The organism is Pseudomonas khavaziana, from assembly GCF_036704165.1.
Lineage (GTDB): Bacteria > Pseudomonadota > Gammaproteobacteria > Pseudomonadales > Pseudomonadaceae > Aquipseudomonas > Aquipseudomonas khavaziana.
On record NZ_CP129946.1, the window covers coordinates 3,666,285 to 3,687,479 of the forward strand.

Genomic DNA, 21,195 nt, shown 5'->3' on the forward strand with positions numbered 1-21,195 from the left:
GCTCAGGCCCTCAGAAGCTACGTGGCAGTTCGAGCAAATGCTCGGCCACGTAGGACAGGATCAGGTTGGTGGAGATCGGCGCCACCTGGTACAGGCGGGTCTCGCGGAATTTGCGCTCCACGTCGTATTCGCAGGCAAAGCCAAAACCGCCGTGGGTTTGCAGGCAGGCGTTGGCCGCTTCCCAGGACGCCTTGGCCGCCAGGTACTTGGCCATGTTGGCGCTGGCCCCGGCGTGCTTGCCGCTGTCGTATTCCTCACAGGCGCGCCAGCGCATCAGGTCGGCCGCTTCGATCTCGATATGGGCCTCGGCAATCGGGAACTGCACGCCCTGGTTCTGCCCGATGGGCCGGCCAAACACCACGCGGTCGCGGGCGTAGGCGCTGGCCTTTTCGATAAACCAACGACCGTCACCGACGCATTCGGCGGCGATCAGGGTGCGCTCGGCATTCAGGCCATCGAGGATGTACTTGAAGCCCTTGCCCTCCTCGCCAATCAGGCTGTCAGCGGGCAACTCCAGGTTGTCGAAGAACAGTTCGTTAGTCTCGTGGTTGACCATATTGGCGATGGGCTGCACGCTCAGGCCGTTACCGATGGCGTCGCGCAGGTCGACCAGGAAGATCGACATGCCTTCGGACTTTTTCTTCACCTCGGCCAAGGGCGTGGTGCGCGCCAGCAGGATCATCAGGTCGGAGTGCTGCACCCGCGAGATCCAGACTTTCTGACCGTTGATCACGTACTTGTCGCCACGCTTGATCGCGGTGGTCTTGATCTTGGTGGTGTCGGTGCCGGTGGTCGGCTCGGTGACGCCCATCGACTGCAGGCGCAGCTCACCGCTGGCCAGCTTGGGCAGGTAGAAGCGTTTCTGCGCCTCACTGCCGTGACGCAACAGGGTGAACATGTTGTACATCTGGCCGTGCACGGTGCCGGAATTGCCGCCGCAGCGGTTGACCTCCTCGAGGATCACCGAGGCTTCGGCCAGCCCCAGGCCGGAGCCGCCGTACTCCTCGGGAATCATCGCCGACAGCCAACCGGCGTCGGTCAGCGCCTTGACGAAGGCTTCGGGAAAGCCCTTTTGTTCATCGACACTGCGCCAGTAGGCGGCATCGAACTCGGCGCACAAGGCACGCACGCCTTCGCGGATGGCATTGAGTTCTTCATTGTCATGGGGGTTCATTAACGGCTCTCCGCCTGTTGTTCTTGGATTATTCGAAATGCACCTGGGCGGTCTGCGCCAGGCCTTCGGCATTGCCGGCCCAGAGTTCTGCGACCCCGGGTGCGCAGATGCGCCCGCCCACCTCAAACGGTTGCGGCGCAATCAATGGGCGTACGCCGCGATAGCTGAAACGGCGCAGCGTCGCGTCGGGATGCGCCCGGCAGAACGCCCGCAGGTTCAAGGTGGCGATCAGCGGGCCATGCACCACCAGGCCGGCATAACCTTCGGTACCGGTGACATAGGGGTAGTCGTAGTGGATGCGGTGGCCGTTGAAGGTCGCGGCGCTGTAGCGGAACAACAAGGTGGGCGTCGGCTCGACCGTCTCCGTCCATTCGCCCTGGGCCAGGGCATCGCCACTGCCGGTCTTGGGCGGTGTGGGTTCGCGGTAAACGATGTCCTGTTCCTCGCGGATCGCCAGACGACCGTCCTGGGAGTAGTCATGGCGCACGGTGACAAACAGCAACACGCCGGTGCGCCCGGCCTTTTCTTCGACCTGAGTGATGGTCGACACACGGGTGGCCGCCTCGCCGGCACGCAGCGGGTGCAGGAATTCGATACGCCCACCGGCCCACATGCGATTGCGATTATCGGCCGGCGGCAGGAAGCCGCCGCGGGCCGGATGACCGTCGCTGCCCAAGGCCGATTCCGGCAGTGGGTCCTGGAAGAAGCACCATTGCCAAAGTGGCGCAACGGCTTCGCCCTCGGCGGGCACGCTTTCGCCCAACGTAGCGGCGATACGCTTGAGCAGGTTATGGCTCAGGTGGTCGTGGGCGGTTTCACTTCGGCCGATCCAATCAGTGGCACTCATCGGGTGCAGATCCTCAGGCAGTGGGTATCTGCTGCCGATCATGCAAGGGCCTGGCCGTTCTGAGAATTTGCATTTCAATAATCCAGCGTTCGGTTATGCTGAACGCCAACTTACAAAAAAACGCCGCATCCCCAATGTGGGAGGGGGCTTGCTCCCGATGGCGGTGGGTCAGTACCCAATGTGCTAGCTGATACACCGCTATCGGGAGCAAGCCCCCTCCCACCTTGGATTTTCATGGTGATGAGGTTGGTGTTCCTATCCGGAGTTTTTATGCATTTTGATCTCGCCGACCTGCGCCTGTTTATCCATATCGCCGAATCCCCCAGCCTGACCCAGGGCGCCAAGCGGGCGTTCCTCTCGCCGGCCGCCGCCAGTGCGCGAATCAAGGCCCTGGAAGGCCAGCTCGACACCCGCCTGTTGTACCGCGACAGCCGTGGGGTGGAGATCACCCCGGCAGGCGAACGCCTGTTGCACCACGCCCGGTTGATCATGCGCCAGGTCGATTACCTGAAAAGCGAGTTCACCCAATACGGCGTGGATTCGGCCGGGCATATCCGCATCTTCGCCAACACCACGGCGGTCACCGAGTTCTTGCCGGAAGTGCTGGCGGGCTTTTTGTCCCAGCGGCCGGGGGTGACCGTTGACCTGCAGGAGCGCCTGTCCCGGGATATCGTGCGCGGCGTGCTCGATGGCACCAGTGACATGGGCATCATTGCCGGCCCCGTAGAAGCGTCGGGTTTGCAAGTGCTGCATTTCAGCACCGATGAACTGGTGCTGATGGTGCCGGTCGGGCATCCCCTGGCAGACCAGCCGTCGGTCACCCTGGAGCAGACCCTGGCATACCAGCATATCGGCCTGCATGAAGGCAGCACGCTGTTGAGCTTTTTGCGCGAACACGTCGAGCGCCTGGGCAAACACTTGTCGCTGCGCATCCAGGTTTCGAGCTTCGAAGCGATCTGCCGGATGGTCGAGGCCGGGGTGGGCATCGGTATCATTCCCGAGTCGGCCGCCCTGCGCCATAGCCGCACCATGCAATTGGTGACCGTGAAGCTGGACGAGCCCTGGGCAATTCGCGAACGCAGCATCCTGGTGCGCGAATTGGAGGCGCTGCCGGGGACCATTCGCGCACTGATCGCTACCTTGATGCCGGAAAACGCCTAAGCTTGAACGTCACCTTGCCAGAGGAGACGCCCCATGCAACTCGAAGGATCCTGCCATTGTGGCGCTGTGACATTCAGCCTGACCAGCGCCCACCCCTACCCTTACCAGCGCTGCTACTGCTCGATCTGCCGCAAGACCCAGGGCGGCGGCGGATACGCGATCAACCTGGGCGGTGACGCCAAGAGCTTGAAGGTACGCGGGCGCAAACAGATTTCCATCTACCACGCCAAGCTCAAGCCCGAGGGCGCCAGCCGTGCCCATGCGAGCAGCGCCGAGCGGCATTTCTGCTCCCGGTGCGGCAGCGGCCTGTGGCTGTTCAGCCCGCAGTGGCCGGAGCTGATCCACCCGTTTGCCTCGGCCATCGACACGCCGCTGCCGGTGCCGCCGGAACACACGCACCTGATGCTGGGCTCCAAGGCGCCGTGGGTGGAGGTCAGTGTGCGCAAGGGTGACTTGCGGTTCGATGAATACCCTGATGAATCGATTGCCGATTGGCATGAGCGTTTGGGACTTGTGGGTTAATAGAGGTTTGAAAATGTGGGAGGGCAAGCCCTAATGCCAGTCAGTTAAGGCTCTTTTGTAGGAGCGAGCTTGCTCGCGAAAAACTTACAGGCGCCGCGTTCATTCAGCAAACACGCGTTATCGTTGACGTTTTTCGCGAGCAAGCTCGCTCCTACAGAAGGCGATGACCGCTTAACTGACTGGCATTAGGGCAAGCCCCCTCCCACAGGTGTTGCGCCATACTCAAGTAATGTGGAGCAGTAGCCGTTAACAGTCTTTGACAGTTTCCCGACAAAGCACTCAAAGATTGTTGGCCCCCGCAGCCCTAGCATTCGAGCATCCAAATACCAATCGGGTGCTCTTCCATGTTTCGCAGATTGCGCGGTATTCCGCTGTTGGGTTGCCTGCTGGGCAGTATCGGTTGCCACTCGCAGCCACCTGCCCCGCCGGCGATTCAAAAAGGCGATTACGGCGCGATCATCCGTTATCTGCAAGCCCGCATTCCCAAGGACATGGCGAGGGAAAACGTAGCTGGCTTGTCAATTGCCCTGGTCAACGGCCAGGAGCTGATCTGGGCCCGTGGCTTTGGCTTGGCCGATAAGGCCCAGGGCGTGCCGGTCACGCCCAATACGGCGTTTCGTGCCGGCGGCATCTCCAAACTGATCACCGCCACCGCGGCATTGCAACTGGTAGAGCAACAACGCCTGGCACTGGATGCGCCGATCCAGCAAACCCTGCGCGAATTCTACGTACGCTCACGCTTTCATAGCGACCAGGCCGAGGCTGATCGTGCGATCACCTTGCGGCGTTTGCTCAGCCATCAGTCCGGATTGCCCAGCGAACATCTGCGCGACCTGCACAGCACCTACGCCATGGGGCAGATGCCGATGCGCGTATCGGGCGTGTGGCTGAGCAGCCTGCCAGGTTCCCAGGTGGCTTATTCCAACCTCGGTTATTCACTGGTGGGCGCCGCCATCGAACGCAGCAGCGGCAAAAGTTTCGAAGCGCAATTGCAAAGCAGCCTGTTCAAACCCTTGCAGATGAACCAGTCCAGTTTCCTCGGCACCGGCGCGCACTTGAGCTTTCGCGCCCTAGGCTATGAGGACGGCAACGCGAGCACCGATGCGCAGGTGCGCGACCTCGCCGCCGGCGGCCTGTGGGCCAGCCCCAAGGATCTGAGCCACTATGTGCAGATGCTGTTCGCCAAGGGCAGCTACAAAGGCAACCAGGTGCTGGACAGCACATCGATTGACGCGATGTTCACCCAGCAAAACACCGGCAACGCCCTGGACTTCGACTGCCAGATGGGCCTGGGCTGGTTCCTGGCGCCCTGCGGTGACGAGCCGATTGGTCCGGGCGTGCGCACCTATCAGCACAGCGGTGGCGGTGACGATTTCGCCGCGCAATTGACCCTGCTGCCGGACCAGCAACTGGCCGTGATCATCATGGCCAACGACAGCAATGCCGAAGAGATGGTGGTGTCGCTGTCCACCGACAGCCTGCGCCTGATGCTTGAGGCCCAGACCGGCAAACCCGTCTGCGCCGACGACTGCCAGGCCCCCAGCCACGGCCTCAAGCTGCGTCAGGTACCGGCAGCCGTTGACCGCAAACGCCTGGGCGGGTTCTACGCGACCGCCTGGGGAGTGTTCCGCATCAAGGATGACCATGAGCGCTTGTTCGGTGAACTGGCCGGTTATGATTTCGAGCTATTGCGCGATGACCAAGGCTGGCTGCGTGCGCAGAAAAAGGTACTCGGTTTCTGGCTCAAGGACCTGGGCGACCTGGGCCGCATCCAGCTTGATGTGGTGAAAGTAGAAGGCCGGCAGATACTCACCGCGCGCAGCCACGGCCAGCGCATCGCCATTGGCGAGCGCATTGAAGCGCCGCCTTTGTCCACGGTTTGGGCCGACACCATCGGCACCTATCAGGTGCTTAACACCCACGAACCCGACGCACCATTGAGCGGCATCAGCGTGCGCCTGGAAGAAGGTTTCCTGGTGATCCGCGGCCAATTGCATGACGAACCGTTGACCGACTACATCCTGCTGCCCGTGGACAACGCCCATGCGGTGTTGGCCGGCAGCGGCTACGGCCTGGGCGACACCGTCAGCCGCCAGATCAACGGCCTGAGTGCTTCGGGCTACTCCTTCAAACGTACGCATTCCCCCCACACCCCCCTGAATTTCTAACCAGGAGCATCCCCTGATGTACCCAAAGAACCTGTGCCTGTCATTCACCTCCTTGTGCCTGCTGGCCACTGCCGGCACGGCCCTGGCCGAAGACTGGCAATACAGTCTCAATGCCGGCGTGGCCAATGCGCCGCGCTACAGCGGCAGTGACGAACGCATGACAGCTCCCGTGCTGGGCGGCAAAATCGTCAGCCCCTGGGGCATCTTCCTCGACACCGACACGGGCCTGGGCTGGGGCTATGAAGGCAATGCCTTGAGCCTCAGCGCCTACGTCGGTGCAAGCGATTCTCGTAAAGATAAAAACCAAAGCATGCATGCCGGCTCCAAACGCCTCAAAGGCATGGGCGAGATCAAGTCACGCCCGCAACTGGGGGTGAGCGCGGCGTATAACCTCGGCGGCGTGATTATCGGCGCCACCCTGGAACATGCGCTCAAGGAAGATGACCACAAAGATACCGGCAAGGCCTACACCCACCTGGAGCTGAGCCTGGGCACCAACCTCTATGAAGGCCGCTTCGGTTCCGTCGATGCCAGCCTCAACAGCCACTTCGGCGACCGCGACTACCTGCAGACCTGGTATGGCGTGACCACCGGCCAGGCCGCACGCAGCCGCTTCAAGGAATACAAGGCCGCAGGCGGCAATATCAGCAATGGCATGAACCTGGTGTGGAGCTTGCCGATCAACGAGCACACTCAGTTCTCCACCTTGCTGGATGTGCAGTACCTGGCGGATAAAGCGGGCAAGAGCCCGATTGTGGAGCGGCGCTTGCAGACGTCGGTAATGGGGATGGTGGAATACACCTTCTGATTCAAGTTGGTAACCCAATCAAAATGTGGGAGGGGGCTTGCTCCCGATAGCGGTGTATCAGTGACAGGTGTCTAGCTGACCCACCGCTATCGGGAGCAAGCCCCCTCCCACATTTGGCCTGCGCAGTATTCAAAAAGTGTTACTCGGCATACGCCCAGGTCATCCGGAATGAGGCCCCGCCCCACTCCGAGTCCAGCACTTCCACCTGCCCGCCATGCCATTGGCTCACGCGCTTGACCAGCGCCAGCCCCAGGCCAAACCCACCGGTGCGGCGGTCGCGGCTGCTGTCAAGGCGCAGGAAGGGTTCAAAGATCTTGGTGCGCCCCTCCAGCGGCACACCCGGGCCGTCGTCATTGACCCGCACTTCGTAACCGCTGCCGAACTTGACCAGCGACACTTCCACACGGCGGTCGGCATAGCGAATGGCGTTGCGCAACAGGTTGATTACTGCGCGCGCCATAAAGCGTGGCTCGATCCGGATAAAGTCGACCTCACAGGTGCGCAGTGACAACTGCACCCCTTCCGCCTCGGCCTCCAGGGCCACGCTGCCGATGACGCTGTCGAGCCAGCTGTGGGCCTCGATATTCTCGCGGGTCACCTGGGTGGCGCCGCGCTCCAGGCTGGCATAGGTCAACAGCTCGGAGACCATTTCCTCCAGCTCGCCGAGGTCGGAATACATATCGCTGATCAGCTCACGGCTCTGGCGTGGATCACTTTGCTGCCTGAGCTGATCGAGCTCGAACGACAAACGCGCAATCGGCGTGCGCAATTCATGGGACACGGCATTGGTCAGTTCGCGCTGGTTGGCGATCAGGCTTTCGATGCGCTCGGCCATCTGGTTGAAGTGCCCGGCCAGTTCGCGCACGGTGGAACGACGCGGCAACAGGATGCGCGAACCGAGGTCGTTGTCACCAAAGCGTTGCGCGGCCAGGCGGATGTGTTCCAGATCGCGCCAGTGCGGGCGCACCCAGAAATACAGGACGATGGCCAGACTCACGCCGAGGAACCCATAGGCCCACAGGTACAGCCATTTGGGCTCTTCCGGGAGTTGGATCTCAAGCAATTGCGGGCCGTCGTCGATAGGTGCCAGGAACTTCATGAAGTCCTCGCGCACCACCACCTGGTCATTGGCCAAGAGCTTCTGTTCGCGCTCGCTCAGGTGCTGGGCGTCGCGCGGCACCAGTTGCAGGCGCAAGCCATAATGCGGTTGCAGCTCGTCCAGGCGTGCCTGGCGCGCCTCACCCCGCACCGGTCGCAGTTGTTCCACCAAGGCCCATGCCGGGCCGCGCAGGGCTTCACGGTTATAGGTCTCGTTGGACTCGGGCATGTACGCGTCCAGGCCGTAGTTGACCAGCCAGATCGAGCCAGCCAGGCCGAGCGCAAGAATGACATAGAGGCGCAGATACAAGCGCAGCATCTAGGCCTCCCACGCGAACGGATTGAACAGGTAGCCCTTGCCCCAGATGGTCTTGATGCACACCGGCTCGCGGGGGTTGTCGTTGAGCTTGCCGCGCAATTTGCTGATATAGACGTCGACGCTGCGGTTGAGGCCGTCGAAGGCAATGCCGCGCATGCGATTGAGAATGTCATCGCGCGAAAGAATCTTGCCCGAGCTGCTGGCCAGCAACCACAGCAGCTCGAACTCCATGGTGGTGAGGTCGATGTTCTCGCCCCCCAGGCTGACCACCCGGCAACTGCGATCAATCGACAAGCGGCCGAACTCCAGGGCACCGCGTACCGTGGGTTCGGGCACTTGTCGGCGTTGCAAGGCGCGCAAACGCGCCAGCAATACCGGAGGTTTGATCGGCTTGATCACGTAATCGTCAGCGCCGGACTCAAGGCCGAGGATATGGTCCAGGTCATCTTCCTTGGCGGTGAGAATCACGATGGGCGTATCCGACACATTGCGAATCTCGCGGCATACATGCAACCCGCTCTGGCCCGGCAGCATCAAGTCGAGCACGACAATCTTCGGCTTGAACTCAATGAACGCCGCCAAGGCTTTATCGCCCCGGTGGACCACCCGTACCTCAAAACCATGTTGCGATAGAAAATGTGCGATCAGCCCTGCCAGCTTCTCGTCGTCCTCAACGAGCAGGACCTTGCCCAGACCCAGGTTTTCCATAAATTCTCAGTGTGGATAGGCGGATTGAAGTGTGGGCATTATAGGTGGCAAGCTAGCCAACAGAAGCCGTTGGCCAGTACGTGCCGACGAAGCTTCATGCTTTTAAGAGTTTTTAACAAATAACCTGCAATCTTTTACGCCATTCACAGGGAGTTCCATGCGCAAGGATTACCTGGCGTTCTTCGTTTCGCTGTTCCTGTCACGGTTGGGCGACCAGATCCTGTTGTTCATCGTGCCGCTGATCGTGTTCCAGACTACCAATAGCGTGTCATGGGCGGGCCTGGCGTTTTTTGTCGAGTCGCTGCCTCGCTACCTGGCGTTTCCGGTGTGCGGGGCGCTCTGCGACAGGTTTTCACCGGTGCGCATCCTGCATATCAGCCAGGTGTACCGGGCATTGGCCTGTGTGGTGGCGGTGGCGCTTTACGGGCTGTTCGACGGTATCCATTGGTTGGTGATCCTGTCCGCCGTGTGCGGGGTATTGACCACCCAGGGCATTATGGCGCGCGAAGTGGTAATGCCACATGTCTTCCAGCATTACACCTATGCCAAGACCTTGTCCTACTCACAGATCGCCGACCAGAGCGGGCTGGTGCTCGGGCCATTGCTGGCAGCGCTGATGCTGGAAGTCTGGGCGTGGCCCTGGGTAGTGCTGGGTGTCGCCGCACTGTTTGTGCTGGCAGACCTGGCCATGCTGACCTGGCAGCGCAACACCACGGTAAACGTGCAGGTCCATGAGCAGCACCCGGGTATCTGGCTGCAACCCCTGCGCACCGCGTTCGGCCACATCCGCAGTCGGGTGGAGTTGAAACGCATCATTACCCTGGCGGTCGGCGTGAACCTGATTGTCGGGGTGACGCTGGCCACTTCGGCCGCGATGGTCACCGGCCATTACGCCGCCGACAAGGATGCCTACGCCCTGCTGCAAGCCGCCGGCGCGCTGGTCACCATCGTGATTCTGTTTTATCTGGCGCGCTCATCATTGCCGCTGAAGGTGATGGGCGGGCTGTCGTATTCGATGATTGCCGTCGGCGCGTTGATCACCGCGATCAGTCCCGGCGTGTGGGCTTACGCAGTGGGATTCCTGCTGGTGACCGGCTTCGACAAGATGTTCAACGTATACCTGCGCAGCACCCGTCAACGGGTCATTCCAGTCCAGGATTTCGGCAAGACGGTGGGTGTGATCACCTTGCTCAACAACCTGGCCCAGCCATTGGCGGGCCTGATGATTGCCGTGCTGGCAGCGCCCCTGGGCATGCGAACGGTGATCCTGCTGCTGGCCGGCATCAGCGCCTTGCTCGGTGTGGCCGTGGCCTCAGGCTGGCACGCCACTGTGAAAGCGGAACTCGATGTCGGGTGATTCGATCAGTTCCTGTTCGGCCGCCCTCACCCGCTCGATGACCTGGGCGATGTCCTTGGCGTCACCATACTGGTACGCCAGCTTCAAGTACCCCTGGAAGTGTCGCGCCTCGCTTTTCAGCAGACCGAAGTAGAACTTGCCGAGTTCTTCGTCCAAGTGCGGCACCAACGCTTCGAAACGCTCGCAACTGCGCGCTTCGATAAAAGCGCCTACCACCAAGGTGTCCACCAGCTTGACCGGCTCATGGCTGCGCACCACCTTGCGCAAGCCGGAGGCATAACGGCCGGCGTGCAGTTGGCGCAGCTCGACCTTGCGCTTTTTCATCAGGCGCATGACTTGCTCATGGTGCACCAGCTCTTCGCGGGCCAGGCGCGACATCATGTTGATCAGGTCAACGTGGGCGTGATACTTGGCCATCAGGCTCAGGGCGGTGCTGGCCGCTTTGAATTCGCAGTTCTTGTGGTCGATCAGCAGGGTGTCCTGATCGGCCAGGGCAGCCTGCACCCAAGCGTCAGGGGTGCGGCAGCCGAGGAATTCATGGATTTCGGGCAGGTTCATCGGGCTCACGGGCAAAGGATCACAAAAGGTCGCCGATTATACCGACCCCGTCGCAGACCACCAGCCACTGGCCTTGATGTGTATCAACATGACGTCTGGCGGGCAGCAACTATAGTTGTTGCATGCCCCTTCCTGGAGATCCTGATCATGCAAGCCATCCGCAGCATTCTGGTGGTCATCGAGCCCGAGCATTCGGAAAGCCTGGCCCTCAAGCGCGCCAAGCTGATCGCCGGGGTGACCGACGCACACTTGCACCTGCTGGTCTGCGACAAGAACCACGAGCATTCGGCACTGTTGAGCGTGCTCAAGGAAGGTTTAAGGAACGACGGCTACAGCGTCTCCACCGAACAGGCCTGGAACGACAGCCTGCATGAAACCATCATCGATGTGCAGCAAGCCGAGGGCTGCGGCCTGGTGATCAAGCAACACTTCCCCGACAGCCCGCTGAAAAAGGCCCTGCTGACGCCGGCGGACTGGAAGCTGCTGCGCTATTGCCCGACGCCGGTACTGCTGGTCAAGACCGCCACGCCATGGGCCGGCGGAGTGATTCTGGCAGCCATCGATGTGGGCAACACCGACGGCGAACACCGCTCGCTGCACAATTCGATCATCGACCACGGCTTTGATATCGCCAGCCTGGCCAAGGCGCAGCTGCATGTGATCAGCGCCCACCCATCGCCGATGCTGTCGGCGGCGGACCCGACCTTCCAGCTCAAGGAAACCATCGAGGCGCGCTATCGCGAGCAGTGCCGGGCGTTCCAGGCTGAGTTCGACGTGGACGAAAGGCACCTGCATATCAAGGAAGGCCCCGCCGATGTGCTGATCCCGCACATCGCCCATCAGTTGCAAGCGGCAGTGACCATCATCGGCACCGTGGCGCGCACCGGGATTTCCGGGGCGCTGATTGGCAATACGGCGGAGGTGGTGCTGGATGCGGTACAAAGCGATGTGCTGGTGCTCAAGCCGCAGGAGTTGATGGATCATCTGCAAGAACTGGCAACCAAGCCCTGAAGCACAATAGAGGGCAAAATGTGGGAGGGGGCTTGCTCCCGATTGCGGTGGGTCAGTGAAGGATGGGCTGACTGACACACTGCTATCGGGAGCAAGCCCCCTCCCACATTTGGATGCATGCTGTCAGGTATATAGCGAGTCTTTCAGGAACGCCGGGGCGATATAGCGCTGGTAATGCGCCTCGGACAAGATAAAAAACTCCCGATCAATGGCATCGCGCAGGTCCGGCAAGGGCCAATCGCGAAACTCCGGCAACAGCACCATGCCATACGCCTCCAGGTTGTTGATCACCCGCGCCCCGCGCGCAATCAGCTGGTAGGCCCAGCAGTACTCGGACTGGTGCGGCACAAAGCGAATCTTGCGTTGCTCCAACTGCCCGCGCAGGGTCTTGGGGTCGAAGACCTCCACTTTGCCGGCCATGACCTGCACCAGCAGTTGCTCAAGCCTGCGCCAGACTGCGCGTTTTTCCTCTTCGTTATAGCCGTTCCACTGGATCACTTCGTGGTGAAAGCGCTTGCAGCCGCGACACACGAGATCGCCGTAGACCGTGGAGCACAGGCCGACGCAGGGGGTCTTGATGGTTTGGTTGGGCATGGTCAACAACACGCAAATCAGCGAAACAGTGCGCCATGTTAGCCCTTTGTCTAAGGTTGATCACCCAGCAAACTTGGCCAGGCAACTTACCTTTAGATTTTTTTTGCCGTAGAATCACCCGGCCTTGTAAGGCGCCAATAATCCGCTGGAAGCTGTTTTCAAAGCGTCACGAGCACAGTCGTTCCTTCAGAACGGTGTTGGCGCGGGCTCGACCCGGTAGGTCAGAACCCGCGCCAACCCTCATCAGCTCCGTTCTGCAGGCGTAAAACTTTGAAAGCAGCTTCTGTAAAGGAATGACGGCAGCGCTGGCTTTGCGGCTCAAAAAGCCCCCGAGCGCATGCGTGCCGTTCGTTCCTGGATGAGCGTCCCGTGGGACCACTGATGAGGGTAATAACTGTGCTTGAAGCCTACCGCAAACATATCGAAGAGCGTGCCGCCCTGGGTATCGTTCCCCAGCCGCTTAACGCCGAACAAACCGCAGGCCTGGTCGAGCTGCTGAAAAATCCTCCGGCTGGCGAAGAAGAATTCCTCGTTGACCTGATCACCAACCGCATTCCACCGGGCGTTGACGAAGCCGCCTACGTCAAGGCCGGTTTCCTGTCTGCCCTGGCCAAGGGCGAAGCCAGTTCCCCCCTGATCGACAAGAAACGCGCTGTTGAACTGCTCGGCACCATGCAAGGCGGCTACAACATCGTGACGTTGGTCGAGCTGCTGGACGACGCCACCCTGGCGCCCGTCGCGGCCGCCCAGCTCAAGCACACCCTGCTGATGTTCGATGCGTTCCACGACGTGGCTGAAAAAGCCCGCAATGGCAACGAGCATGCCAAAGGCGTGATCCAGTCCTGGGCTGACGGCGAGTGGTTCCGCAACCGCCCTACCCTGGCCGACAAGATCAGCCTGCGCGTGTTCAAGGTTACCGGCGAGACCAACACCGACGACCTGTCCCCTGCGCCTGACGCCTGGTCCCGCCCTGATATTCCGTTGCACGCCCTGGCCATGCTGAAAATGGCCCGTGAAGGCATCGTGCCGGACGAGCAAGGCAAGACCGGCCCGATGAAGCAGATCGAAGAGATGCGCGGCCAAGGCTTCCCGATCGCCTACGTTGGCGACGTGGTCGGTACCGGTTCGTCGCGCAAGTCGGCAACCAACTCGGTACTGTGGTTCTTCGGCGACGACGTGCCTTACGTGCCGAACAAGCGTGCCGGCGGTTTCTGCTTCGGCAGCAAGATCGCTCCGATCTTCTACAACACCATGGAAGACGCCGGCGCACTGCCGATCGAATTCGACGTGACCAACATGAACATGGGCGACGTGATCGACCTGTACCCTCATGCTGGCAAAGTCTGCAAGCACGGCACCGATGAAGTCCTGACCACCTTCGAAATGAAGACCCCGGTGCTGTTGGATGAAGTTCGCGCCGGCGGCCGTATCCCGCTGATCATCGGTCGTGGTCTGACCGACAAGGCCCGTGCCGAACTGGGCTTGGGCCCTACCGATCTGTTCAAGCTGCCTGAGGCGCCTGTCGACACCGGCAAGGGCTTCACCCTGGCACAGAAGATGGTCGGCAAGGCCTGCGGCCTGCCAGAAGGCAAAGGCGTTCGTCCTGGCACCTACTGCGAGCCGAAGATGACCACCGTGGGCTCCCAGGACACCACTGGTCCCATGACCCGTGACGAACTCAAGGACCTGGCGTGCCTGGGCTTCTCGACCGACCTGGTGATGCAGTCGTTCTGCCACACTGCGGCCTATCCAAAGCCGATCGACGTGACCACCCACCACACCCTGCCTGACTTCATCATGACACGTGGCGGTGTATCGCTGCGTCCAGGCGACGGCATCATCCACAGCTGGCTGAACCGCATGCTGCTGCCGGACACCGTCGGTACCGGTGGCGACTCCCACACCCGTTTCCCGATGGGCATCTCGTTCCCGGCAGGTTCTGGCCTGGTAGCATTTGCCGCCGCCACTGGCGTGATGCCACTGGACATGCCGGAATCGATCCTGGTGCGCTTCAAAGGCAAGATGAAGCCTGGCATCACCCTGCGTGACCTGGTACATGCCATTCCTTACTACGCGATCCAGGCTGGCCTGCTGACCGTAGAGAAGAAAGGCAAGAAGAACGCCTTCTCCGGGCGCATCCTGGAAATCGAAGGCCTGAACGACCTGACGCTGGAGCAGGCTTTCGAGCTGTCCGACGCCTCGGCCGAACGTTCGGCTGCCGGCTGCACCATCAAGCTGTCCAAGGACTCCGTCACCGAGTACCTGAACTCCAACATCACCCTGCTGCGCTGGATGATCGGTGAAGGCTACGGTGATGCGCGTACCCTGGAACGCCGCGCCCAGGCGATGGAAGCCTGGGTTGCCAACCCGGAACTGATGGAAGCCGATGCCGACGCCGAATACGCCGAAATCATCGAGATCGACCTGGCCGAAATCAACGAGCCGATCCTCTGCGCACCAAACGACCCGGACGACGCCCGTCTGCTGTCCAGCGTTGCCGGCGAGAAGATCGACGAAGTGTTCATCGGTTCGTGCATGACCAACATCGGTCACTTCCGTGCTGCCGGCAAGTTGCTGGAGCAGGTCAAGGGCCAGTTGCCAACCCGCCTGTGGCTGTCGCCGCCGACCAAGATGGACGCGCACCAACTGACCGAAGAAGGCTACTACGGCATCTACGGCAAGGCTGGCGCACGCATGGAAATGCCGGGCTGCTCGCTGTGCATGGGTAACCAGGCACGGGTAGAGCCAAACTCCACCGTGGTGTCGACTTCGACCCGTAACTTCCCGAACCGCCTGGGTGATGGTGCCAACGTCTACCTGGCGTCGGCTGAGCTGGCGGCCGTGGCCTCTACCCTGGGTCGCCTGCCGACCGTTGAAGAGTACATGGGCTACGCAGCGAAACTGGACACCATGGCCAGTGACGTCTACCGCTACCTGAACTTCGACCAGATCGCTGAGTTCCGCAAGATCGCAGCAAGCGCCAACATCCCGGTGATCCAAGCTTAACGGTGTGTTGATGTGAAAGACGCCGCGTATCGCAAGGTACGCGGCGTTTTTTATGCCCGTAATACTGTGGGAGGGGGCTTACTCCTGATAGCAGTGGCTCAGTCAATTCATGGGTGACTGATACGCCGCTATCGGGAGCAAGCCCCCTCCCACATTTGGATCTCTGTTGCCCTTGCAGGCTGTGTCAGGCCTTGAGCAAGCAGCGGATACACCAGCCAGGCTGTAATTCGGCATCAGCAACACCACCAAACAACTGTGGGAGGGGGCTTGCTCCCGATAGCAGTGGCTCAGTCAATTCATGGGTGACTGATACACCGCTATCGGGAGCAAGCCCCCTCCCAGATTTGGATCTCTGTTGCCCTCGCAGGCCGTGTCAGGCCTTGAGCAAGCAGCGGATACACCAGCCAGATTGTAATTCGGCATCAGCAACACCACCAAACAACTGTGGGAGGGGGCTTGCTCCCGATAGCGGTGGCTCAGACAATTCATGGGTGACTGATACACCGCTATCGGGAGCAAGCCCCCTCCCACATTTGGATCTCTGTTGCCCTCGCAGGCTGTGTCAGGCATTGAGCAAACAGCGGATACACCAGCCAGGTTGTAATTCGGCATCAGCAACACCACCAAACAACTGTGGGAGGGGGCTTGCTCCCGATAGCGGTGGCTCAGTCAATTCATGGGTGACTGATACACCGCTATCGGGAGCAAGCCCCCTCCCACATTTGGATCTGCTTAGCCCTTGCAGGCTGTGTCAGGCCTTAGGCAATCAGCGAATAGACCAATGCCGTAATGGCAACCAAGCCGACTGCCGTGACAAACACATTCGAAGCCTGCCCACGGTACTTGGCCATGGCCGGCACCTTGCGGATCGCGTACATCGGCATCAGGAACAGGATCGACGCAATCACCGGCCCACCCAGGGTCTCGATCATGCCGAGGATGCTCGGGTTGAGCGTGGCGACGATCCAGCACACCACCAGCATGAATGCGGCGGTCATGCGGTCCAGGGTCTTCGGTGCCGGGCGGCGGCCAGTCTTGACCACCAGGCCCTTGAGGCCCTCGCTGGCACCGATGTAGTGGCCCAGGAACGACTTGGCAATCGCCACGAATGCAATCAATGGCGCGGCAAAAGCGATGGTCGGGTTGTCAAAGTGGTTAGCCAGGTACGACAGGATCGACAAGTTCTGCGCTTTCGCCTCGGCCAACTGCGCGGGCGACAGCGTCAGCACGCAACTGAACACGAAGAACAGCACCATCGCCACCATCAACAGGTGCGCGCGGGACAGGATCTGCGAGCTGCGCTCCTCGGCATGTGCGCCGTATTGGCGTTTCTGGTCCACCGCAAAAGCCGAGATGATTGGCGAATGATTGAACGAGAACACCATCACCGGAATTGCCAGCCACAGCGTGTTGAGCAACGCCGAAGGGGCCGGCACTTCGCTGGCGGTGCTGAGAATGCCACCGTTCCAGTGCGGCACCAGGTACACGGCCAGGAACAGCAAGGCGACGATAAACGGATACACCATCAGGCTCATGGCCTTGACGATCACCCGCTCGCCGCAACGTACCACGGCCAGCAAGCCGAGGATCAGCACGAACGCCAGGATCGCCCGGGGTGGCGGCATGATGTGCAGCTGATGCTCCATGAAACTGCTGACGGTATTGGTCAGGGCCACGCTGTAGATCAGCAGGATCGGGAAGATCGCGAAGAAATACAGCAACGTGATCAGCGCACCGGCCTTGATACCGAAATGCTCTTCGACCACATCGGTGATATCGGAGCCTTCACGGCCCGACAACACGAAACGGGTCAACCCACGGTGGGCAAAGAATGTCATCGGGAAGGCCAGCAGCGCCAGGATCACCAGCGGCCAGAAGCCCCCCAGGCCGGCGTTGATCGGCAAGAACAAAGTACCGGCGCCAATGGCGGTACCGAACAGCCCGAGCATCCAGGTCGTGTCCTGGCGGCTCCAGCTTGTGAGGGTTGCAGGTGTCGTTGCATAGCGTTCGTCGACGCTATTGGCCTGATCATTCATCCGGTCGGATCTCCGCATTCACACGGCCAGGACGAGTCAGAAAAACCTGACAGGCAGCGCCCTGACCATAACAAGGGCCGGATTGTCCGGGATTCTCTTGAATAAGCAAAGACTTAGCTGAGGAATGGTCAGGCTTCCGCGCGCATGGGACAAGTGCGCAGTGGCCTCGACACTGACCATTCAGCGCAATTAAACAGCTGCCAGCACAGGCATTGGCATAGTTGACTCTATTAACCAGATACTGATCGACGCGACGCTCTAGAAAAAATAGTTAAACTTTAATCACATATAAAAACCTGTAAGAAAAAACCTACTGACAACGCATTGAAATAATATTTTTTAATATGTTTTTTATTATTAATCCCAGCTTTTGTTACAAGGATTTTCCCAAGCATTGAGCGACCAAGTTATCACGCTTATATTTCAGTCCACCAAGCCATCAACACCACCATATCCATACTTTGCCAGGTCAATTGCTATGCCAAAACGCAAGTTGCTCTTCACCGCCGCTCTTCTCGCCGGACTCCTTAATCCACTTGTGAGCCAGGCACAACAAACAACCGAACTTCCCGACAGCCACGCACTGGGCACGTCACCTCAATGGCTGACGACAAAAGTCTATATAGAGGGCGCCGCCGACGTTGACGTCAAGGACAAGTACCCGGGCGTAGTGGGTATTTCGATGTGGGACCCCAATCGCAACCGCTACGAGTTCTTCTACCCCGACACCGGGCTGTCGAAGTATGAACAGGGTGGTGGCGGTTACTTCCTCGTCACAGGCGACAGGAACACCCATATCCTCGTGCCCGACAAAGGTCCGCACAGGTCCATCGTGAGACGCCTGGAAGCACTCAACAACGAGGAGTTCACCTATTCCCGCGAAGTACCTCGCGACATGCTAGAGACCAATGAAAACGTCAGGATCTATGTCGTGCACGCCCCGTATAAAGGTCCGATAAAAACCACCAGAACCCACTAATGACTTCCAACGCTAATGACTGAATTGATGCTGCCTCGCATTGATTATTGACTGACGCACTCATAAAACACCAACAAGAAGACACTCTCCTGTGAAAAACCCACTCAAATCACTATTGATCTCCACGGTAGTTGCATCAGCCTTTATTTCTACCGGCGTGAGTGCCCAAGCCCCTGCACCTGTTGCAGTCAAAGAGACCGTGGTCACGCCCGACAATGCACTAATGCTGACTGTATTTCTGAAACATGATCAATCACGCCCACTGGGGGAACTAAGGGCTCAACTTGAAAAGCAGGATTTCTTCAAGACATTTCCTCCTGCAGGGGTAGAGATTGTCAGCTGGAATATCACCATGGGCATCGGCCACGTTATCGTGCTGCGCTTACCGGCATCGCGACTGGCGGCCGTAAACCTGGCGCTGGAAAATACTGCCTGGGGTCCTTACAAAACGGAATTCTTTCCTAGCTACGACTACCGGGAAATCTTCCAGGCAGCACAAAAGAAAGCGCGAGAAAGCAAATAACCCTGTCAGCGCCTCCTGGGTACCGAGGCGCTATTACCCTGTGCTGCCAGCCGGGTCGGCGCCAGCGGCACGCCCTCCATTCAACCAGGCAAACATTCTTTTGGCGACGCGGTTTTAGTGCCACAAAAATCCCGCATAATCCCAGGATCGAACCCCACAGTAAGAGCTGCCCCATGCCCAACACTGTCCTGGTCCTGGTTGAAACTATCAACGAATACCTGCAAATCATCGAGAGCAACGACTTTCACGTGATCCTGGCGCCGACGCCCGCAGAGCGGGCGCAGGCGATCAAGGCCCACGCAGGGCAGATCAAGGCCGTGCTGACCCGCGGGCCGCTGGGGCTGTACGCCGAGGAAATCGCCGCGTTGCCGTTGCTGGAGATCATCTGCGTGATCGGTGCCGGCTACGAACATGTAGACCTGCAGGCGGCGAGCAACCGTGGGATCGTGGTGACCAACGGCGCCGGGGTCAACGCGCCCTCGGTGGCCGACCACGCCATGGCATTGCTGCTGTCACTGGTGCGCGGCATTCCCCAGACCGATGCAGCCGTGCGGCGCAGTGAATGGCCGAAGGTCATGCGCCCTTCCCTTGCGGGCAAGCAATTGGGGATCCTCGGCCTGGGCGCGGTGGGCATGGAAATCGCCAAGCGTGCCGCCCTCGGCTTCGGCATGGAGGTGAGTTACCACAACCGTCAGCCCCGCGATGACGTGGATTACACCTACTGCTCAACTGCAGTGGAACTGGCTCGCACTGCGGATTTCCTTATCCTGGCCACGCCCGGCGGAGCCAGCACGCGACACCTGATCGATAAACACGCCCTGGATGCGTTGGGCCCTAATGGCTATCTGGTCAATATCGGCCGCGGCAGCGTGGTGGTGACCGCCGACCTGGTGGCGGCGCTGGAACAACGGCGTATCGGCGGCGCCGCGCTGGATGTGTTCGACGATGAGCCCAAGGTGCCGGACGCCCTCAAGCGCCTGAACAATACCGTGCTCACCTCCCACGTGGCCGGCCTGTCACCGGAAGCCGCTCACGACACGGTGCAACGGGTGGCCGACAACCTGGTGGAATACTTTGCCGGCCGCCCGGTCCTGACGCCGGTCACGTTGCCAGCGCCCGCAAAATGACCAATCAGGCACGCTGATCACCCTTCAACACGCTAACCTATTAAACCGCCCCGACCTTGTCGCTGGGCGGTGGTGCGCATTAGATTAGGAAATAGTCCAAGGCCTTTAGAATAAGCAGAAGGGATAAGCATGGCGCTGAACGACCAATCGACCCAGATTCGCCCCGGCGAAGAGCTTGATGCCAGCCTGATCGATCCCTACCTCAAGGCTCATATCCCAGGCTTGCAGGGAACGCTCAAGATCAGCCAATTCCCCGGCGGTGCGTCAAACCTGACTTACCTGCTGGAATACCCGGGCCAGGAATTCGTGCTACGCCGCCCACCGTTTGGCCACAAGGCCAAGTCCGCCCACGACATGGGCCGCGAATACCGCATTCTCAATCAACTCAAGGATGGCTTCCCGTACTGCCCCAAGGCTTACGTGCACTGCACCGATGAGTCAGTGATCGGCGCCGAGTTCTATGTGATGGAACGGGTCAACGGCATCATCCTGCGTTCCGACCTGCCGGCCGAACTGGGGCTGGACGCGACCAAGACCGAAGCCTTGTGCAAGAGCTTTATCGACAAGTTCGTCGAGTTGCATCAGGTCGACTATGCGGCCTGCGGCCTGGCCGACCTGGGCAAGCCCGAAGGCTACGTGGCAAGGCAGATTCGCGGTTGGAGCGACCGCTACGAAAAGGCCCTGACCCCCGACGCGCCAAAATGGGAAGCAGTGCGCGCCTGGCTCAATGACAAAATGCCCGCCGACCACCCGACCTCCAGCATCGTGCACAACGACTACCGCTTCGATAACGTGATCCTCGACCCACACAACCCGATGCAGATCATCGGCGTGCTGGACTGGGAACTGACCACCCTGGGCGATCCGCTGATGGACCTGGGCAACACCCTCGCCTACTGGATCGAAGCCGCCGACCCGGCGCCGGTGCAACTGATGCGGCGCCAGCCGAGCAACGCGCCGGGCATGCTCACCCGCCGCCAGTTCGTCGACTACTACGCCGAACGCTCCGGCATCCAGATCGACAATTTCGATTTCTATTACACCTACGGCCTGTTCCGCCTGGCCGGCATCGTGCAGCAGATCTACTACCGCTTCTTCCACGGCCAGACCCAGGATAAACGCTTTGCGCAGTTCATCCATATGAACACACTGCTTGAGCAGATGAGCCTGAATGTCATCGGCAAATCCGCGCTCTGATT

The 21,195-nt window shown here is 60.1% G+C and carries 18 protein-coding genes; 11 read left to right on the plus strand and 7 right to left on the minus strand.

Annotation, left to right across the window (positions count from 1 at the left end):
• Window positions 1–10: 10 nt before the first annotated feature.
• A complete protein-coding gene (locus QYQ93_RS16230) occupies window positions 11–1,174 on the minus strand; it encodes an acyl-CoA dehydrogenase family protein (protein WP_338475040.1) in 1,164 nt (387 codons plus the stop codon).
• 28 nt (window positions 1,175–1,202) lie between these two features.
• Window positions 1,203–2,021 (minus strand): FAS1-like dehydratase domain-containing protein, encoded by an 819-nt coding sequence (locus QYQ93_RS16235; RefSeq protein ID WP_338475041.1) that lies wholly within the window; start codon window positions 2,019–2,021, stop codon window positions 1,203–1,205.
• A gap of 270 nt (window positions 2,022–2,291) precedes the next feature.
• Between QYQ93_RS16235 and QYQ93_RS16240 the strand changes: the two genes are divergently transcribed.
• The 4 genes from QYQ93_RS16240 to QYQ93_RS16255 all read left to right on the plus strand — a co-directional run bounded on the left by QYQ93_RS16240 (window position 2,292) and on the right by QYQ93_RS16255 (window position 6,680).
• The gene (locus QYQ93_RS16240) at window positions 2,292–3,182 is read left to right on the plus strand and encodes a LysR family transcriptional regulator (protein WP_338475042.1); all 891 of its coding nucleotides are present in this window, start codon (window positions 2,292–2,294) and stop codon (window positions 3,180–3,182) included.
• A 33-nt stretch (window positions 3,183–3,215) separates the two neighbouring features.
• Window positions 3,216–3,704 (plus strand): GFA family protein, encoded by a 489-nt coding sequence (locus QYQ93_RS16245; protein ID WP_043050932.1) that lies wholly within the window; start codon window positions 3,216–3,218, stop codon window positions 3,702–3,704.
• A 344-nt stretch (window positions 3,705–4,048) separates the two neighbouring features.
• The gene (locus tag QYQ93_RS16250; RefSeq protein ID WP_338475043.1) at window positions 4,049–5,872 is read left to right on the plus strand and encodes a serine hydrolase domain-containing protein; all 1,824 of its coding nucleotides are present in this window, start codon (window positions 4,049–4,051) and stop codon (window positions 5,870–5,872) included.
• Between the two features lie 16 nt (window positions 5,873–5,888).
• Window positions 5,889–6,680: a MipA/OmpV family protein gene (locus QYQ93_RS16255; protein ID WP_338475044.1), complete on the plus strand. Its 792-nt coding sequence runs from the start codon at window positions 5,889–5,891 to the stop codon at window positions 6,678–6,680.
• A gap of 139 nt (window positions 6,681–6,819) precedes the next feature.
• On the opposite strand, the gene QYQ93_RS16260 is transcribed toward QYQ93_RS16255, so the two are convergent.
• Both QYQ93_RS16260 and QYQ93_RS16265 read right to left on the minus strand, forming a co-directional pair.
• Window positions 6,820–8,097: an ATP-binding protein gene (locus QYQ93_RS16260; protein WP_338475045.1), complete on the minus strand. Its 1,278-nt coding sequence runs from the start codon at window positions 8,095–8,097 to the stop codon at window positions 6,820–6,822.
• Window positions 8,098–8,805: a response regulator gene (locus QYQ93_RS16265; protein WP_043050936.1), complete on the minus strand. Its 708-nt coding sequence runs from the start codon at window positions 8,803–8,805 to the stop codon at window positions 8,098–8,100.
• Window positions 8,806–8,962: 157 nt separating this feature from the next.
• Between QYQ93_RS16265 and QYQ93_RS16270 the strand changes: the two genes are divergently transcribed.
• Window positions 8,963–10,162: an MFS transporter gene (locus tag QYQ93_RS16270; RefSeq protein WP_043050937.1), complete on the plus strand. Its 1,200-nt coding sequence runs from the start codon at window positions 8,963–8,965 to the stop codon at window positions 10,160–10,162.
• Here QYQ93_RS16270 and QYQ93_RS16275 read toward each other — a convergent pair.
• Entirely contained in the window at window positions 10,118–10,720 is a 603-nt protein-coding gene (locus QYQ93_RS16275) for a tRNA-(ms[2]io[6]A)-hydroxylase (RefSeq protein WP_056846174.1), read from the minus strand. The two genes, QYQ93_RS16270 and QYQ93_RS16275, sit on opposite strands and share 45 nt — an antisense overlap.
• Before the next feature lie 147 nt (window positions 10,721–10,867).
• Here QYQ93_RS16275 and QYQ93_RS16280 point away from each other — a divergent pair, with 147 nt between their 5' ends.
• Window positions 10,868–11,731 carry a universal stress protein gene (locus tag QYQ93_RS16280; protein ID WP_043050938.1) on the plus strand — a complete coding sequence of 288 codons (864 nt, stop codon included), beginning with the start codon at window positions 10,868–10,870 and terminating at the stop codon, window positions 11,729–11,731.
• Between the two features lie 123 nt (window positions 11,732–11,854).
• Here QYQ93_RS16280 and QYQ93_RS16285 read toward each other — a convergent pair whose 3' ends face one another.
• On the minus strand, window positions 11,855–12,325 hold the full coding sequence (locus QYQ93_RS16285; RefSeq protein ID WP_043050939.1) for a DUF1289 domain-containing protein: 471 nt from the start codon (window positions 12,323–12,325) through the stop codon (window positions 11,855–11,857).
• Between the two features lie 396 nt (window positions 12,326–12,721).
• Here QYQ93_RS16285 and acnB point away from each other — a divergent pair, with 396 nt between their 5' ends.
• Window positions 12,722–15,331, plus strand: coding sequence for a bifunctional aconitate hydratase 2/2-methylisocitrate dehydratase (gene acnB, locus QYQ93_RS16290; protein WP_043050940.1), 2,610 nt, complete (start codon window positions 12,722–12,724; stop codon window positions 15,329–15,331).
• A 758-nt stretch (window positions 15,332–16,089) separates the two neighbouring features.
• Here the strand turns inward: acnB and QYQ93_RS16295 are convergent.
• The gene (locus QYQ93_RS16295; protein ID WP_043050941.1) at window positions 16,090–17,367 is read right to left on the minus strand and encodes a serine/threonine transporter; all 1,278 of its coding nucleotides are present in this window, start codon (window positions 17,365–17,367) and stop codon (window positions 16,090–16,092) included.
• A 478-nt stretch (window positions 17,368–17,845) separates the two neighbouring features.
• On the opposite strand from QYQ93_RS16295, the gene QYQ93_RS16300 reads away from it, so the two are divergent.
• From QYQ93_RS16300 to QYQ93_RS16315, 4 genes are all read left to right on the plus strand, one after another.
• Complete coding sequence (locus QYQ93_RS16300; RefSeq protein ID WP_043050942.1) at window positions 17,846–18,346, plus strand: DUF4822 domain-containing protein; 501 nt, start codon at window positions 17,846–17,848, stop codon at window positions 18,344–18,346.
• Between the two features lie 91 nt (window positions 18,347–18,437).
• Window positions 18,438–18,869 (plus strand): hypothetical protein, encoded by a 432-nt coding sequence (locus QYQ93_RS16305; RefSeq protein WP_043050943.1) that lies wholly within the window; start codon window positions 18,438–18,440, stop codon window positions 18,867–18,869.
• 173 nt (window positions 18,870–19,042) lie between these two features.
• Window positions 19,043–19,996 (plus strand): 2-hydroxyacid dehydrogenase, encoded by a 954-nt coding sequence (locus QYQ93_RS16310; RefSeq protein ID WP_043050944.1) that lies wholly within the window; start codon window positions 19,043–19,045, stop codon window positions 19,994–19,996.
• A gap of 129 nt (window positions 19,997–20,125) precedes the next feature.
• Window positions 20,126–21,193: a phosphotransferase family protein gene (locus tag QYQ93_RS16315; RefSeq protein WP_043050945.1), complete on the plus strand. Its 1,068-nt coding sequence runs from the start codon at window positions 20,126–20,128 to the stop codon at window positions 21,191–21,193.
• Window positions 21,194–21,195 lie beyond the last annotated feature (2 nt).

Coding starts and splice junctions, on each gene's coding strand:
- QYQ93_RS16300 (WP_043050942.1), top strand. CDS start 17,846: ATGCCAAAACGCAAGTTGCTCTTCACCGCCGCTCTTCTCGCCGGACTC.
- QYQ93_RS16235 (WP_338475041.1), bottom strand. CDS start 2,021: ATGAGTGCCACTGATTGGATCGGCCGAAGTGAAACCGCCCACGACCAC.
- QYQ93_RS16240 (WP_338475042.1), top strand. CDS start 2,292: ATGCATTTTGATCTCGCCGACCTGCGCCTGTTTATCCATATCGCCGAA.
- QYQ93_RS16295 (WP_043050941.1), bottom strand. CDS start 17,367: ATGAATGATCAGGCCAATAGCGTCGACGAACGCTATGCAACGACACCT.
- QYQ93_RS16280 (WP_043050938.1), top strand. CDS start 10,868: ATGCAAGCCATCCGCAGCATTCTGGTGGTCATCGAGCCCGAGCATTCG.
- QYQ93_RS16250 (WP_338475043.1), top strand. CDS start 4,049: ATGTTTCGCAGATTGCGCGGTATTCCGCTGTTGGGTTGCCTGCTGGGC.
- QYQ93_RS16270 (WP_043050937.1), top strand. CDS start 8,963: ATGCGCAAGGATTACCTGGCGTTCTTCGTTTCGCTGTTCCTGTCACGG.
- QYQ93_RS16230 (WP_338475040.1), bottom strand. CDS start 1,174: ATGAACCCCCATGACAATGAAGAACTCAATGCCATCCGCGAAGGCGTG.
- QYQ93_RS16310 (WP_043050944.1), top strand. CDS start 19,043: ATGCCCAACACTGTCCTGGTCCTGGTTGAAACTATCAACGAATACCTG.
- QYQ93_RS16275 (WP_056846174.1), bottom strand. CDS start 10,720: ATGAACCTGCCCGAAATCCATGAATTCCTCGGCTGCCGCACCCCTGAC.
- QYQ93_RS16315 (WP_043050945.1), top strand. CDS start 20,126: ATGGCGCTGAACGACCAATCGACCCAGATTCGCCCCGGCGAAGAGCTT.
- QYQ93_RS16285 (WP_043050939.1), bottom strand. CDS start 12,325: ATGCCCAACCAAACCATCAAGACCCCCTGCGTCGGCCTGTGCTCCACG.
- QYQ93_RS16245 (WP_043050932.1), top strand. CDS start 3,216: ATGCAACTCGAAGGATCCTGCCATTGTGGCGCTGTGACATTCAGCCTG.
- QYQ93_RS16260 (WP_338475045.1), bottom strand. CDS start 8,097: ATGCTGCGCTTGTATCTGCGCCTCTATGTCATTCTTGCGCTCGGCCTG.
- QYQ93_RS16265 (WP_043050936.1), bottom strand. CDS start 8,805: ATGGAAAACCTGGGTCTGGGCAAGGTCCTGCTCGTTGAGGACGACGAG.
- QYQ93_RS16255 (WP_338475044.1), top strand. CDS start 5,889: ATGTACCCAAAGAACCTGTGCCTGTCATTCACCTCCTTGTGCCTGCTG.